The organism is Mesotoga sp. BH458_6_3_2_1, from assembly GCF_003664995.1.
Classification (GTDB): domain Bacteria; phylum Thermotogota; class Thermotogae; order Petrotogales; family Kosmotogaceae; genus Mesotoga.
Genome location: NZ_JFHL01000018.1, coordinates 137,080 through 152,627 on the forward strand (window position 1 = coordinate 137,080; position 15,548 = coordinate 152,627).

The 15,548-nt window shown below is 44.3% G+C and carries 16 protein-coding genes; 8 read left to right on the plus strand and 8 right to left on the minus strand.

The features are described 5' to 3' along the window. Positions 1-132 precede the first annotated feature (132 nt). Together Y697_RS09505 and Y697_RS09510 are read left to right on the plus strand one after the other, a co-directional pair. Positions 133-1,089, plus strand: coding sequence for an aldo/keto reductase (locus tag Y697_RS09505; RefSeq protein WP_121551391.1), 957 nt, complete (start codon positions 133-135; stop codon positions 1,087-1,089). 52 nt (positions 1,090-1,141) lie between these two features. Then, positions 1,142-1,756, plus strand: coding sequence for a hypothetical protein (locus Y697_RS09510; protein WP_121551392.1), 615 nt, complete (start codon positions 1,142-1,144; stop codon positions 1,754-1,756). 60 nt (positions 1,757-1,816) lie between these two features. Here the strand turns inward: Y697_RS09510 and pruA are convergent, their stop codons facing one another. Genes pruA through Y697_RS09530 form a run of 4 tightly spaced genes read right to left on the minus strand, consistent with a single transcriptional unit; the run spans position 1,817 to position 6,654 of the window. Next, positions 1,817-3,388: an L-glutamate gamma-semialdehyde dehydrogenase gene (gene pruA, locus Y697_RS09515; RefSeq protein ID WP_121551393.1), complete on the minus strand. Its 1,572-nt coding sequence runs from the start codon at positions 3,386-3,388 to the stop codon at positions 1,817-1,819. 12 nt (positions 3,389-3,400) lie between these two features. After that, entirely contained in the window at positions 3,401-4,549 is a 1,149-nt protein-coding gene (locus tag Y697_RS09520) for an FAD-binding oxidoreductase (protein WP_121551394.1), read from the minus strand. Beyond that, positions 4,533-6,350: an FAD-dependent oxidoreductase gene (locus Y697_RS09525; RefSeq protein ID WP_121551395.1), complete on the minus strand. Its 1,818-nt coding sequence runs from the start codon at positions 6,348-6,350 to the stop codon at positions 4,533-4,535. The genes Y697_RS09520 and Y697_RS09525 overlap by 17 nt, the downstream gene beginning before the upstream one ends. After that, positions 6,343-6,654 (minus strand): (2Fe-2S)-binding protein, encoded by a 312-nt coding sequence (locus Y697_RS09530; protein ID WP_121551396.1) that lies wholly within the window; start codon positions 6,652-6,654, stop codon positions 6,343-6,345. Before Y697_RS09530 ends, Y697_RS09525 begins: the two co-directional genes overlap by 8 nt. A gap of 211 nt (positions 6,655-6,865) precedes the next feature. Between Y697_RS09530 and Y697_RS09535 the strand changes: the two genes are divergently transcribed. Genes Y697_RS09535 through Y697_RS09545 form a run of 3 tightly spaced genes read left to right on the plus strand, consistent with a single transcriptional unit; the run spans position 6,866 to position 9,668 of the window. Next, a complete protein-coding gene (locus Y697_RS09535) occupies positions 6,866-7,606 on the plus strand; it encodes a glycerophosphodiester phosphodiesterase family protein (RefSeq protein ID WP_121551397.1) in 741 nt (246 codons plus the stop codon). Next, a complete protein-coding gene (locus tag Y697_RS09540; RefSeq protein ID WP_121551398.1) occupies positions 7,603-8,370 on the plus strand; it encodes a YdcF family protein in 768 nt (255 codons plus the stop codon). Before Y697_RS09535 ends, Y697_RS09540 begins: the two co-directional genes overlap by 4 nt. Positions 8,371-8,381: 11 nt before the next feature. Further along, positions 8,382-9,668, plus strand: a complete 1,287-nt coding sequence (locus Y697_RS09545) for a C69 family dipeptidase (RefSeq protein ID WP_121551399.1) — start codon at positions 8,382-8,384, stop codon at positions 9,666-9,668. Here Y697_RS09545 and Y697_RS09550 read toward each other — a convergent pair. Next, positions 9,661-10,260, minus strand: a complete 600-nt coding sequence (locus tag Y697_RS09550; RefSeq protein ID WP_259462458.1) for an MBL fold metallo-hydrolase — start codon at positions 10,258-10,260, stop codon at positions 9,661-9,663. The two genes, Y697_RS09545 and Y697_RS09550, sit on opposite strands and share 8 nt — an antisense overlap. 221 nt (positions 10,261-10,481) lie before the next feature. Between Y697_RS09550 and Y697_RS09555 the strand changes: the two genes are divergently transcribed. After that, on the plus strand, positions 10,482-12,155 hold the full coding sequence (locus Y697_RS09555) for an HD-GYP domain-containing protein (RefSeq protein ID WP_121551400.1): 1,674 nt from the start codon (positions 10,482-10,484) through the stop codon (positions 12,153-12,155). Between the two features lie 168 nt (positions 12,156-12,323). On the opposite strand, the gene Y697_RS14720 is transcribed toward Y697_RS09555, so the two are convergent. The 3 genes from Y697_RS14720 to Y697_RS09565 form a co-directional block, all read right to left on the minus strand. Further along, positions 12,324-12,470: a hypothetical protein gene (locus Y697_RS14720; protein ID WP_183083771.1), complete on the minus strand. Its 147-nt coding sequence runs from the start codon at positions 12,468-12,470 to the stop codon at positions 12,324-12,326. 585 nt (positions 12,471-13,055) lie between these two features. After that, positions 13,056-13,646: a chromate transporter gene (locus tag Y697_RS09560; RefSeq protein ID WP_259462460.1), complete on the minus strand. Its 591-nt coding sequence runs from the start codon at positions 13,644-13,646 to the stop codon at positions 13,056-13,058. Further along, positions 13,586-14,119 carry a chromate transporter gene (locus Y697_RS09565; RefSeq protein WP_121551483.1) on the minus strand — a complete coding sequence of 178 codons (534 nt, stop codon included), beginning with the start codon at positions 14,117-14,119 and terminating at the stop codon, positions 13,586-13,588. Before Y697_RS09565 ends, Y697_RS09560 begins: the two co-directional genes overlap by 61 nt. Before the next feature lie 225 nt (positions 14,120-14,344). Here Y697_RS09565 and Y697_RS09570 point away from each other — a divergent pair, with 225 nt between their 5' ends. Both Y697_RS09570 and Y697_RS09575 read left to right on the plus strand, forming a co-directional pair. Continuing rightward, a complete protein-coding gene (locus Y697_RS09570) occupies positions 14,345-14,965 on the plus strand; it encodes a PRC-barrel domain-containing protein (RefSeq protein ID WP_183083772.1) in 621 nt (206 codons plus the stop codon). Next, positions 14,965-15,516, plus strand: a complete 552-nt coding sequence (locus Y697_RS09575) for a hypothetical protein (RefSeq protein ID WP_121551403.1) — start codon at positions 14,965-14,967, stop codon at positions 15,514-15,516. Before Y697_RS09570 ends, Y697_RS09575 begins: the two co-directional genes overlap by 1 nt. Positions 15,517-15,548: the final 32 nt, after the last annotated feature.

Here is a 15,548-nt window from a genome sequence, read left to right on the forward strand (position 1 = left end):
AGGGGAAACCCATTCAATTAAACGGCTATATGGCTTCTGTTATGGACTGACAAGCGCCTTCACTAGATGTATCTAGAATGATATAATTAAAACAATCTATATCGGAATTAAACCTAAGGAGGTCTGTAGATAATGGAATATCGCAAGGTTGGAAAGAGCGGTCTTCTCATAAGTGAACTAAGTCTTGGTTCATGGCTCACGTTTGGTGCTCAACTGGACATTGATAATGCGAGAGAAGCAATGAGAGAAGCATACAGGTCGGGAGTCAATTTCTTCGATACTGCAGAAGCATATGCGAGTGGGATGGCTGAATCGATGATGGGTGAAATTTTGAAGGAGTTCAAACGCGAAGAAGTCGTTGTATCAACAAAAATCTTTTGGGGAGGAAGCAAACCGAATCAGAAAGGTCTTTCGAGAAAGCATCTGCTTGAGGGTACCTGGAATTCACTAAAGCGGCTACAGCTTGATTATGTTGACTTGCTATATGCCCACAGACCCGATCCCGAAACTCCGATGGAAGAAATTGTTCTTGCAATGGACTACATCGTCAGAAATGGAATGGCTTTCTATTGGGGGACATCGGAATGGAGTGCCAAGGATCTGGAAGAGGCTCATAAGGTTGCAGACAAGTTGAATGCGGTTCATCCTGTAGTCGAACAACCTCAATACAACATGTTTGTAAGAGAGAGAGTTGAGTCTGAATACTTGCCTTTATACGAAAATTACGGTCTTGGTCTCACCGTTTGGAGCCCTCTGGCAAGCGGACTTCTTACAGGAAAATACAACAATGGGATTCCCGAGGACAGCAGGTTGGCGAAATTCCCCGGTCTGAAAAAGCATCTTGAAGAGAACAAACTCTTCTCGGATGAGAATCTTAATAAAGTTGCAAGGTTGGCAGATGTTGCCAAGAAACTTGACACCGGGCTCGCTCAACTGGCACTTGCCTGGATCCTCTTGAACAAAAATGTCAGTTCGATAATTCTAGGAGTCAGTAAGGTGGAACAGCTGAGGGAGAACTTAAAGGCTCTCGATCTAAAAGATAAGCTGACAGAAGATGTGATAAAAGAGATAGATTCAATTATTAAGTAACTTCAGAGAGAGCCGGTTCATTTGGGGATTATGAAGAGAGGAGTTGTCGGTTTTGAAAAAAGCATTGTTGTTTCTAACGTTTCTGTTGATAATCGCTCTTGGAAGTTCATGTCTCTATATAGTTTCAGTGCCCATCCCAATAGTTGAAGGAACGATAGAACCAGTTGTTCTTAAACTTGAAGGAAGCCCAGTGGCTGTTTCAAGCTTTGATTTTGGAACTGAGAAAGTTCCTTCGCTAGATGAAATCATAATTGAAGCAAAGAAAAGGACACAGCTGAATCTACCGGACAATTTCGTAGTTACGGATCTTGAAGTTAAGGCGAGAGTTGTCTGGACTCTAGAAGATCCAGAACCAGATGACTTAATCAGTATCGACTTCTATGTATTCAGAGAAAGGCAGACAGCGGAAGACTTCCTTAATTTCTTCAAAAATCCCGATTCCATAATGGAGCACAGACTCTTCAATGATGTGGTTCGACCGGGAGAAAATATCTTTGAGATCGATTCGAAGGATTCCGGCTCACTGGAAATGATCCTCGAAATAATCAACGAAGGATCTTCTGAAAACATAGATTGGCTAGCTCTTTACGACTATGAAGCATCTTCAGATTCTTCAGTGACGATCTATCTGAGCGGAACTGTCTGGGTCAAAAGAGTAGTAGAGTGAGAGTTTTCGTCAAATACTGAAGGTCCCCTAAGAGGGGACCTTAGTTATTTCTATCGTGAACTAGAGAATCTTCTCACTGATAGACTTTGCCTGAAGGAATAGCAGGAGGTAATCTCTCCCACCTGCTTTGGAATCAGTGCCTGACATGTTGAAACCCCCGAACGGCTGAACTCCAACAAGCGCCCCGGTGCACTTCCTGTTGAAATAAAGGTTTCCAACATGGATTTCCGCTTTTGCTCTCTCTATCCTATCTCTTTCTCTGCTGTACAGTGCGCCCGTAAGTCCATATTCGGTTGCGTTGGCTATTGCAATAGCATTATCGAAATCATGCGCCTTTATTATTGCCGTAACGGGTCCGAATATCTCTTCCTGAGCGATTTTTGCTTCTGGTGACACATCGGCAAACACTGTGGGTTCTATGAAGTATCCCTTTCTTTGAATATGATTGCCGCCCGTTACCAATCTGGACTCTTTCTTCCCTATATCAATGTAATTCATTATTTTTTTCATGGCGGCCTCGTTGATAACAGGCCCCATGTAGTTGTCCGGATCGGTGGGATCTCCGACGGTCAGAGCCTCGGTCTTCTCCTTTATAAGTCGAACTGTTTCGTCATATACATCCTCCACGACGATTATTCTCGATCCGGCCGAGCATTTCTGCCCCTGGAAGCCAAACGCACTCGAAACTGCTCCTGAAGAGGCGGCTTCGATGTCTGCCGTTTCATCGACTACTACGCAGTCCTTCCCACCCATTTCCAATACTACCCTCTTTATCCATTTCTGACCCTCTTGATGTTTTGCAGCTAGCTCATTTATTCTCAGTCCCACCTCTTTCGATCCTGTGAACGAGATAAATCTGGTCAATGGATGTTCAACGAGATAGTCGCCAATTTCGCTTCCAGAACCAGGTACAAAGTTTACTACTCCATCAGGGAGGCCAGCTTCTTCCAGAATCTGGACGAATTTTGCTGCAATGACTGGAGAGTCAGATGCGGGTTTGAGCAGCACACAGTTTCCAGATATTGCTGCCGCGCTGGTCATCCCGGCCATGATTGCGCTGGGGAAATTCCAGGGTGGTATTACTACACCCACGCCTAGCGGGATATATTTAAGTTCGTTTGCTTCGCCAGGTATCTGAACAACCGGTTGAGGTCCTGAGTACCTGAGAGCTTCGCGACAGTAGAACTCAAGAAAATCTATTGCTTCGGCAAGATCTGCGTCGGCTTCAATCCAGCTCTTTCCTTCTTCAAGAATCATTGTAGCATCGAGTTCGAATCGTCTATCTCTCATTATCTGTGCTGCTTTCAGAAAAGGCTTGATTCTCTCATGTGCCGGCAGTAGGCTCCAGCTTCTAAAGGCGCCATAAGCGCTCTCCATAGCACTGTTTATTAATTCCTTATTGGCCTTTGAGACTCTACCGATTACTTCATCAGGATCGGCAGGATTCGCTGAAATGATTCGCTTTTCTGTAGGGCAGCGTCTACCGCCAATCAATAGATCGTAGTCTTTCTCTTGAGATCTAACCGTTGCGATTGCTTCTTTCATCTTAGATCTCACGTGATTGTTAGTGGGATCAATGTAGACTTCATTTTTGAACGGTGGAATAATTAAGAAATCCGTTTCATCAAACATCCTATCGACCTCCTATACTACATTTTTCTCTCTAGTAAAGCCCTGCTCGAATCGATTCAGAGTCAGATTTGAGATGTCAACGGTTTTTGGCTCACCGTATACTATCCACTCGGCAACTGCCTCTCCAACAGCAGGAGCCAGCATGAATCCGTGGCCTGAGAACCCAACCGCACAGTAGAAGTTCTCAATCTCGCGCGACCTGTCGATGATGGGCAGGGCGTCGGGAGACATATTATAAAGTCCGGCCCAGTGTCGCAGGATTCTTACATCACTGAGAAATGGGAAGAATTCCTGCATTTTCCCAGTAAGCTCTCTCAAGAACCTCCATGTTGGAGTGATATCATGTCCGGGGAGTTCTGCTTTGTCACCCTGCCCCATTATGAAGTTTCCCGATTCCGTTTGCCTTATGTAGAAGTTTTTCTCGAAACTTATGACAAGCGGATCCATGAAATGCTCTAGAGGTTCCGTAACGAATATCTGGTGTTTGTAGGATTCAGTTGGCAAATCAATGCCTGCCATCCTTCCCACTTCGTGGGAATAACCGCCGGCTGCGTTTACTACTACTTCCGCTTCAATCTCGCCCCTGTCGGTAAGAACACCGGTTATCCTTCCGTTTTCTATAAGAATTCTTTCTGCAGAAGTATGGGTCAGAATATCTACCCCCATCCTCTGAGCGGCCCGAGCGTACGCAAACGTCGTCAAGTGCGGATTTGCGTGACCATCACTCGGACAGTAAGCTGCAGCCTTAACATTAGTCAAGTTTATGAAGGGAAATATCCTTGACGTTTCATCTCTTGAGAGGAGCACAACGTCAAGTCCTTCTTCCTGCTGCATTGAAGTGTTTTTATTGAAGGACAAGACTTCTTCGTCTGTGTAGGCTAGAAGAAGATATCCACCCTGGTTGTACTCAATTTCGAACCCCACTTCACTTTCGAATCTCTTGAAATGTTCGACGCTTCTAATGGCAAGTCGCACATTCATTCTTTCTGACCACTGTTGCCTTATGCCTCCTCCGCATCGACCGGTTGAGCCGGATGAGAGATAATCCTTTTCAAGCACAGCGACGTTGCGAATCCCACTCTTCGCTAGAAAGAAGGCGATTGCCGTTCCGATTACACCCCCGCCTATTATCACAACTCTGTATCTATTCTTCACAGTCATCATCCCCGCTTTCAGCTACCGCTCTGAAGCTTACCGGAATTGCTGGCGGTCTGAAAACCCCGGGAGAAAGTCTCTCAATAGGTATGCCTGTTTCCTTAGACAGAATCATCAAGGTGTTCAGCCTGCAGGTTCTTCCGCCGCAGGGTCCCATGCTTATTCTCAAGTATCTTCTAAGTTCTTCAAAATCTGTATAACCCTCTTTAATGGCTCTTCTAACTTGATCGACAGATACTTCTTCACATCGACAGACTACGGCTTCTGCATCTTCTGAGGTCACAAGAATGCTTCGCACATCCGAAGCGACTCCGGAAGAAACATTAATATATACAAGGTTTGTGTTGTTCGGCGATCTAGTTACTCTTTCTACACGAGCAGAGCATATAAAATCTCCGTTCCTTCCTCTAGCGGTTACATACTGTCCCTTCGAAGGAATCGGTAGAAACTCGTAAGGAATTCCTATAGAACAAGTTCCGTCTTCATTCTCCTTAAACATGAAGATCGCCAGTCCCGGACAGCTGGTTGCGCAGATACCGCATCCAGAGCATTTCAAGTAGTCTATAACCGGAATATTGTTGACATTTTTTCCGACAGTTATTGCTCCGAATGGACAGCTTGTTTCACAGGGATTGCAGGGGATCGCTTCCAAGCATTCAATTATGGGACGCAACTTTCCTGCATATTTATCGAAATCGCTCGCCTGTCTCTTGGCGAAGGATGACTCTTTGACTCTGATTCCAAGTCTTCCGAGTCCATCTCTTGTCCTTGAAGACTTGGGACCGCTCCTGAAAGTCGTTAGGGTATCCTTCAAACTTCTGAGGAGCTCCTCATCGCAATTTCCGGTCAAATCCTTTATTATTGAGAGTCCTGCAATTTTACCTTCCATCATTGCCGTTGTGGCTTCTTCGATCCCGGAAACATCGCCCGCGACATAGACGTCGGGTACCGACGTTCTCATGTCCTCATCTCTGGAAGGAACATACCCTCCCAGCTCTTGGATATATTCTATTTTGCAACCTGCCTGTGCCGCCAGTTCAATCGATGGGGAGAGCCCTACTGCAACGCATATGGTGTCTACGGCAAATTCCCGTTCCGTTCCTGCGATTGGTCTCCATCTCTCATCGAGATCGGAAACCACTGCTCCCCTGACAGATTCTTCTCCGATCGCTTTCAAGATTGTCTGGCGCAGTTCTATGGGAATTCCCAAACGTTTTACTTTGTCGGCGTGAACCTGATAACCACCTACTTCACTTGAGGCTTCGATTATCGCTCTTACTTCTACTCCCGCTTGCATTAACTGATAAGCAACTATCAGGCCGATATTGCCCGATCCGATCATCAGAACGCTTTTACCAGGAATGATGCCATACTGATTCATAAGAGTTTGGACGGCGCCGGCTCCGTAGACACCTGGAAGATCGTTGTTTTCAAACTGAAGAAACTTCTCCGAGGCGCCCGTTGCCAGAACTATCTTTTTGGGTCTGAAAACTGTTGTAGAATCCTTCCTCATATTCAGTACCGGTACTCCGTCTGAATAGACAGCCATCACTGAACTCTCGCTCAACAGTTGAGCGTTCTTAAAAGCAGTAAGCTCTTCAATCAGTTTTTGAGCAATCTCCATACCCCTCACCGATGCGAAGAAGCTCTCATTGCCGAAAAATTTGTGAGTCTGTTTGACCAGCTGACCACCCGAAGAAACACCCTCGTCTACTACCACTACCGACAAACCGCTCTTAGAGGTCTCTATTGCAGTGGACAGCCCGGCAGGTCCGCCTCCTACTACTAGTACATCGAGATCATTCACTAATCTCACCTCTGCCATGCTGTCTTCTAACAATCATTCCAGCTCTCACCGGAGTTATGCAAGTACGCACGTTAGGTTTTCCGTCTACTTCCATCAAGCATGAGGAACACTTACCGATCGCGCAAAACAATCCTTGTGGACGTCTTCCCTTCGCGCTGTAACGTAAGACCTTAATGCCGTTGGCATGAAGGGCGGCAGCAATCGTCTCGCCCGAATATGCAGAAAGCTCTCTTCCTTCAAAAAAGAAAGTGATTAACTCTCCTCGCTCGAAAGAAAGAAGCGGATGCTCCTTTATCCTTTCCAAGGTATCGCCTCCATATAATATCTATTACAAGTATAATTCCTTTTCTTTCTCTGAAGAAAACCAGCATAATAACGCATACTCTTGAACAGGCAACGTATCCTGCTATAATTATGGATATACGCAGTTGTCGGAATCGAGGCCGGTTAATCGGCAACTCAGTCGTCAATTTCGATGGCCTCGACATCGGTTAATTTGTTAAATGGAGGTTTCTATGAATTCCAGGCCTTTGATTCTCGGACACAGGGGAATGGGAACAGGTGTGGGGGAAAATTCCCTTCTTTCAATAGTAAGAGCAGTTCAAGTTGGCGCTGACGGAGTCGAACTGGATGTACAGCTCACTGGAGACGGAGTGCTTGTCGTAAACCACGACTCTAGTTTGAAAAGGACTCTGGGCGTAGATGTAGAGTTGAGAGACACGAGCTTCAAGAGGCTCAAGAAGATGCATCTAGTTAATCCCGAAGGAATTACGACTCTCGAAAAAGTCTATCTTGAGCTTCCTGAAACGGCTTTTGTCAATGTGGAGATCAAGGACCCCAAAGCGGCCGATCTTGTTGTTCCTCTTGTGAAGAGCTTTAACGCGATTGATAGGACACTCTTCTCATCTTTCTACCATGCATGTCTGAGAAAAGTGAAAGAAAAAGAAATTCGAGCAAAGATAGGTATTCTTGTTGGAGAAGATGCAAGAGGAAAGGATCCTGTAAAGTATTTCGAAGAGCTTCTCAAATACGAGCCTTTCTCTCTTAACCTACCCGTCCAGTTGTTTGATGAGATCGGTTTCGAGCTGGGAATGCGTTTCATCAGATTTATTAGAAGCAGAGGAGTGAAGATCGCGCTGTGGACTCTAGATGATCCCGGACTACTTATGAAGATCAGGGGTGAAGTTGACATAATAATTACCGACAATCTTCAAGGTATAATTGCTGCACTTGGAGGAAAAAGCGAAAGAAGGTGACGGCGTTGCTGTATCTCGAGAAATTCGCTTCGGCTATTCTGACACCACCGGGACTTTTCATTCTCATTCTTCTAGTAATCGCAGCGATTCTAATAAAGAAGGGTGAAGAGAGAAGGACAAAAATCACGGGGATTGTAATGATTATCCTGTGCTTCTTCGCTTATCTTCTCTCTACAGGATTTGGAACACATCTGTATCTTCAGCCGCTGGAAAATTCATACTCCGTGCCCCGCACAGTGAGTGGACAGGCAATAGTGGTCTTGAGCGGCGGCATAATTATCTCTCCGGAAGGTCAAGTGCTGGATAATCATACCATTGCCCGGCTGTCAAAGGCTCATGAGATTCATCTTCAGACGAAACTTCCGATCATCGTGACGGGATCTTTCATGCCGGGGAGATCAACTTCAACAGTTGCCGAGCTGATGAGAGACTGGCTTCTCGATCACGGAGTTGCATCTGCCAGGGTCATTGTTGAACCTCGAGCTCAGACAACCTGGGAAAATGCGCGCTATGCTTCAGATATCTGCAGTCAATTCAACTGGTCAAACGTGGTTCTAGTTACTTCTGCCGTCCACATGAAAAGGGCAGTCAGTTCGTTCGAGAAGTTCGGTCTGAGAGTAACACCATTCCCGACTGATTACATGTATGACCACACTAAACTGAGCTATGTCGATTTTCTGCCAAACCAGGGTGCCTTAAATGCTAACTTAGCCGCCCTCCATGAGTATTTCGGACAATTGAGATATCTGTTCAAGAGTCCGTAAGGTGTTAGATCATGTGTGATACGTTTGTGGTTCTAGGGAAATCGTCTGCCGATGGCATAACTCTCTTCGGAAAGAACAGCGATCGTGAGCCAAATGAACCACAGTCTGTCTATTTCTTCCCACGTTCTTCAAACAACAGCGATGAGCTATTCACGACTAATCAAAGAGTTGATCAGGCGAGTGAGACCAATGCCATACTCATTTCAAAACCTTCATGGATGTGGGGTGGAGAGATGGGTGTCAGTGAAAAGGGAGTCGTCATAGGTAATGAGGCGGTATTCACCAAAGAGAGCGTCAGAAGAGACGGGCTGCTTGGAATGGACATGTTGAGAATTGCTCTCGAGAGATCAGAAAACGCCGAACATGCTGTCAAAATTATTGTTGAGCTTATTGATAAGTACGGCCAGGGTGGGAATGGGGGTTTCGCCAAGTACTTCTATTACCACAATTCCTTTTTGATAGCAGATAGAGAGAACGCCTGGATTGTCGAGACCTCTGATCGATACTGGGTTGCAAAGAGAGTTGATGGGTACGCCGCAATTTCGAACTGTCTTTCTATCGGAGAGGAAATCGATGAGAGCCACCCTCAAGTTGTTAGTAATGCCGAGAATCGAAAGTGGCACAAGAGGGGTAAAGAATTCAATTTCGCCCAATCATATGAAAGAAAGCTGATAGCTAAGTTCTCTGGCGCAGAGGCGAGATCAAAGAGAGTAAAGAGCCTAATAGAAGAGAGAAAAATGGACATAGAGAGCAGTTTCGAAGTTCTTAGAGATCATGGAGGAGGCAGGTTGCTCGGCTCAATGAGAAACATATGCATGCATGCGGGTCCAGGCGTTGTCAGCTCTCAGACTACAGCTTCTATGGTAGTTGCTCTGGGAGATAGAATTGAAGTATGGGTTACAAACAGCAGTCTTCCTTGTCTTTCAATCTTCAAACCGGTGTGGTTTGACAGCTTCAAGTCAAGCCTTCCCTTCGAAGAAGAAGGAATCAATTACTGGGGAAACTGGGAGATATTCAATAGACTGGCATTGTTAAGAAATTCGAAGGCGAAAGAGCTGTGGAAGGAATACTGTCTGCCTCTGGAGTTGGACTTGTTGTTCAACCGGGAGAAGATGTCAGAAGAAGTGCTTACGAGTCAGGCCTTCGAAAAGAGCTGGAATATTGCAAGGAAGATGACTTCTCTACTTAGAGAGGAGAAAGAAGAGGTTGGCTTCTTTGATAGGAACTACTGGAATAGGCAGAACAAGAAACTTCAACAGTTGAAGGCGAGGAATTTCAAGAAAGAGCTTCCTACCTAAAGAAGGGGTTTTCTCTCAAGATATCTTGGGCAGTTGCTTCCGGTCCGTGGCCCGGGAGGACCCGCAAATTGGGAAGTTCATAGAAAAGTCGCCTGAGTTGCTGAATGCTTCTCTCCATTTCGATTTTATTCCCACCGGGAAGATCGGTTCTTCCAATAGAATTAGAGAAGACTGTATCTCCAGAAAACAGATGCTTTTCGTCATAAAGGAAGCAGCAAGAGCCCTCTGTGTGCCCGGGTGTATGAAAGTACTTCCACAGACCATCAAGAATCTCGGTTGTCCTTATCTTAGCCTCTTCAATCAGTAGAGCCTCTTTTCCGAAGATGTTGAGAAGGCTTTTCTCGGGATCGATTAACATATTTCTATCCAGCTCATGGATAACGATCTCATCAGAGATTATTTTATCAAGATCAAAGATGTGATCTGCGTGTCCGTGAGTTAGCAGAACACGCACTTGCTTGTTTCCTACTAAAGGGAAAAATTCAGAAGAAACTCCCCACCCCGGATCGATAATGGTCACCCTATCCTTTTCCTCCACAACGTAGCAATTCTCATCCATAGTCCTAGACAAAAACCTCTTAACTGTTATCACCTACAACACCTCTCTCGGTTATCACTTACAGTCCAATTCAATCGAGTACAGAAGTAGCGAAAGGGGAAATCGTCCTGAAGGCAAGCCTTCTCAGACAGAAAAGTTCTAGTTCAATTATTTGCATCTCTTAAGACTCCTCAAGATGGCCTAATCATGCATTATCCCGATTTTACCAGAAAGCCGTTCGCGTGATAGAATACTGAGGGGAAGAGGAGTTAGATTTGAAGAATTCTAGAGTTTGCGGTCTGGCCTTAAGGTTTAACTATGATGATCCCGAGAGTTTTAGGTCTGAGCTGAGGGCTATTCTTGATGAAGAGGATCTTTCGAGAGAAGATATCGGAATACTGGTAGCTCTCGACTTTGCATACTCTCAGACATTCGACGAGACGGGTGTATTTGACTTCTCCGATGTGCAAAGCGAACTTCTGGCAGAAGGAATATACTCTCTGGCATATTTTTTTGCCAGGAATTCAGAGGACAAGATTGCTTACCTTGTTTCCAAGCTTGCGGTGGATCTGATTGCGAAGGAATGTGCAAAGGAACAGGAAATCAACCTCAAAATACTACATATGATGACTTCATTCGAAATGGGCTTCGGAGACGAAACACTCTCGCTTTTCGACGAGCTTGTGAAGCTAGAGAAGTATGTGCCGACCCAGAAGCGCTTTGAATACTACAATGATCTTGGCCTGGTCTCGACTCAGCTCCAGACAGGCGATAATCCGTGGAAATTCTATGAGAGAGCAAAAGAAGTGGCCGAATCACCGGTGAGAGCCCTCATGGTTCAGTTGAATATGATCGATTTTCTCTATTCGAAAAACAGATTCGCTGAAGCAATGGAGCTTCTTGATCAGCTCGAAGGATGCAATGTGGTTTCAATAAACGGATACAAGCTCATGATAAACTTGAAGATTCTTCTTCAGATGAATGACCTCGACAGAGCGGCAGCTATTGTCGAACAACTTGAATCGCTTATTAATTCTCATATCGAATGGACAGACATTGCAGTATCATACATTTTTCTTGGGCACTTCTACGTGAAGAGTGGAGACGTTTCCAGAGCGGAGAGTTTTTTAAATCAACTCAAGTCTCTTCCTGATGAGTCTTTAACCAGTTACATCAAGGGAGAAACGCTGATTCTTGAAGCGTCAATAATGCAGGTTAAAGGAGAGCACTTTAGAGCTCTAGAAAACTCAGTTGGTGCATTCGAGTCACTCACTCTCTACAGTACAACATCACCTCATCTAAAAGACTTTGTGAACAACCTTTTCGAGAGCATTTCTTCAGTTTTCAGCCAGCTTATCAGAGAATTGAGGCTTAAGGACGACTATACGGCTCTCCATACGCTTCGCGTTCTGAAGATTTGCTATGAGTTCGGAAAGGAGCTTAATCTAGAGAAGATAGATCTTTTCAATCTTTCAATCGGCGCAATGTTGCATGACTATGGGAAGGTTGATATTCCTTTCAATATGCTGAATAAACCGTCGTCTTTGACCGAGGAAGAGTTTACGGAAATAATGAGACACCCAGTTTATGGCGAACGTTATTTGAGAGATTTGAATTTTCCGAAGGCAGTGAGGGATATTGTTAGGCACCATCACGAGAGAATAGATGGAAACGGTTATCCAGATGGCCTGAAGGGAGACGAAATCCACATGCTTGTTCAAATAGTTGCCGCGGCAGACGTCTTCGATGCACTGACAACGGACAGGCCCTACAGAAAAGCAATAACGAAAGCAAGAGCACTGAAGTACTTAGAAGAAAAAGGCGACCAATTGATCTCAAAAGGTCTCCTCACTAAATTCATAGAATTTTCCCAGCGCAAAGAAATCAATGTTCAAGAAGAAGAAATAACTATATTATGGCGTTCAATAATCTCCGAGCTCTTCAAATGAATCGGAACAGCGTCGACTCGAATGAAATCAATAACCTTCGGGAATCTTCCAAAGTCCCGGTCCACCGTCAACTGTTACCATCATCAACAAGTCCAATAAGCAGAATAGCAATAATTTTCTTCATGATCGAAAACCTCCCATAATCCCAATAATGTGCTTCAGAATCTATCAATAACCCTCGGGAATCTTCCAGAGTCCCGGTCCGCCGTCAACTGTTATCTCATCCTCGGGGATCTTCCACAGGCCTGGCCCTGCAATGGCAACGCTACCAAAAGCTATCAAACCAATGAGAATAATCGCTGCTATCTTTTTCATTCAATTCACCTCCATAATCTGCTTGTCCACGTTATCAATTCCTTAGTTATCATCTTTCAGTGATCTTCTTCTTCAGGTATCTTCCACATATACAGCACCTCCTGGTCAAGTGTTTGAGTTACATTACCTTCTTCAATCAACCCAAATTTACTGATTATATCTATTGAATGTTCACAGTTCAAGAAAATATTGTTGGTCACCTGCACGAAAATGATCGAAACTCTTTCGAAACGAATTAAGACGGTAAGTCAATTTTAGATCATAGACGTTCAGATTCCAAAACCATGCAGGGGCTAGTAAATCATCGATAATCGTCCGTGAACTCTGCTAATAATCAATAATCGCCCAAGATGGGATACAAAAAACCGATATGAGCTATAATCAAACGATAGAAGATATAATATGTTTAATACACAAGACTTTATATTATGCGAACCAGAGTTTGAATTTGGAGAAATTAGTAATGGAGACAAATAAATCAGGTTACTTATTCTAATGAATAGTTCACATATTGCATTCGAAAGATTGCGTTGCTTCTGCAACGCAAGGCTGCTAATCAACGCATTTAGATTATAAATTCAGATTCTAGAAAGGAAGCAGAACGGTCCAGATCACGCCTACAAGACCCGTTCCTAAGACAATCCAAATGACAGACAGTCTGAATTTGCTAAGGATTACGAAGGCGAATATTCCAAGAATTAACGTGAAAATACTGTTGATAGACTCAATCCCTATTCTGAATGTGGCCGAAAGAATAAGAGCTACTATACCTAAACGGAGAGCGTTGAAGACCTCAGAAGTGTCAATCCATCTTGACAGAAGTTTGAGGAGTTTTAGAATTAAGAAAATCCAGAATACGCTTGGAAGAACAACTCCAACAGTAGAACAGACCGATCCGGGCACACCGGCGATCCGATATCCTATGAAAGTTGCAGAATTGATAGCAATTGGACCTGGAGTCATTTGTGAGATGGAGATCAACGTAAGGAACTCTTCGAGATTCATCCAGTTGTTTATGTTGACAATCTGATCTTGAATTAAGCTGAGAGCGCCGTATCCCCCCCCAAAAGCAAGAAGGCCGATTTTGAAAAATGACCAGAAAAGCTCTATGAGAATCATCTCGCCAGCCGCCTGTCGATAATATAGATTAGTATGGAGCAAAGTAGCAAAACCCATATTGAAGAAATGTTGAAGAAAACAATTGCCACTGTTCCAGCGGCTATCACTATCAAGATAAGATACCTTTTCAGACTCTTCTTGAGTAACTGAAAGGAAAGATTTGCCAGGATTACCGTTACACCAACTCTTGCACCAGCAAAGAAACCTTTGAAAACTGGCAAATCGGCGAAATCTGTGAAGAATGTTGCAATGACAAGTATTATGAAGAACGGTGTCAACGAAGCTCCTAGAACTGCAAAGAAAGCTCCCCATAGTCCAGCTAATCTGCTGCCCAGAATCATTGCCGTGTTGATTGCAATCACTCCGGGTACGGTCTGAGCGGTCACAATTACGTCGAGAAATTCATCTTCCTTCATTATTTTGTATTTGTCGACAATGAATTCCTTTATTACGGGAATCATTGCGTAGCCACCACCAATTGTGAATGAACTAACTTTGACAAATATCCAGAATAGCCGGAACGGGCTCATCGACTTCACTGTTCGTCGTATTCTTCACGTAGAGACGAACTTCCTCCTCTCAGATTTAATGGCTTTTTCAGAACAGTTCATTAACCGGGAAGATCGACGTGTTCTATGTCCTCCTCCCTTCTGCTCATATATTGTACAACTCCTTCTCTTTTTCTGCAGTCAAACATCTAGTAATTGAAATGGTGTATGTGTTGCATGATAAACTTGACTGAAGGGGGTGAACCTATGGAAAACAGAATCAGATGGGGCGCCAAAGCGATCTCTTCCGACGGCAATGATCTCGGAAAAGTCATCCGGGTGGTTATACATCCCAAGAGCAACGAGGTTACTCATGTTGTAATAGAAAAGGGGATTTTCAACAGAGTGGCAAAACTGGTGCCGATAACTACTGTGTTCTTTGCAGCTCCCGATGAAGTAAGACTGAAGATTGAGTCGAAAGATGTTGAGACTTTGCAGGATTACGAAGAGACATTCTTCGTCACTGGTGAAGAAATAGAGAATTTGGAGAGCGGAGTGACTCCGGTGTACTGGCTGAGGCCGGTTGGCGACTATGCTGAGCTCTACCCGCTTCCACCACTGAATACGTCAATAAATGTTCCAAAAGACAGCAAGTCACTTGAACCAGGGTGTGATATAGTTACTGCTGAGGAAAAGACGGTGGGCAGGGTAAGGAGTTTCATTCTTAACGATGAAGGTAAGATAACTCATTTGATAGGCGAGTGTGGTGGCTTTGGCTCAAAGTCGAAGAAACTAATACCAATAGATTGGGTTGAAGAGATTGATGAGTGTAAGGTTAGGGTATCCGCATCTTCGGTGATGGTGGAGAAACTACCGGAAATGGACTGATGAAAAAAGTGACAGTGTTCTACTTTGTCTCTACTGCAATCCTATTCATGCTGAATTTTGCTAAGGGCTCTTACTCTCAGGCTGTGTTTTTCTTTATGCCTATAATAATCGTTGCTGACTACTTAATAATCATGGGAGTTCCAGGGAAGAGCCGTTCAAAAGAGATCTCGGGATTCCTAGAGAATGTTCAAAGCATACTTACTCTCAGGAGTACATTCGAAGAAAGCACAAAGGGAAAGATGATTGATTCTGAGAATCTGAAGAACCTCGAAGAAGTGGTGTCTTCTCTTGAAGAAAGACTAAGGAAGCCCTCCGAGTTGCAGAGAAAACTCTATCTATTCTCGGCTTACGCAGCACCGCTATTTCCTCTCGCAGTTATGCTTTCATCCGTGCTTATTCAGAGGAGAACGGAGATTGTTGCCGGTTTATTCTCTTACGCTGCATCTGTAATAATTGTCGTCTTATCAAGAAGGGCCTTTTCAACTCTTGAAAAGACGATTGAGAAGCTCAATGGTGAGATAAAGAAAGCTGTGGACGATATCACTTTGTAGTATCTGTTTCGCCCACAGGAAGGAGATTCGAA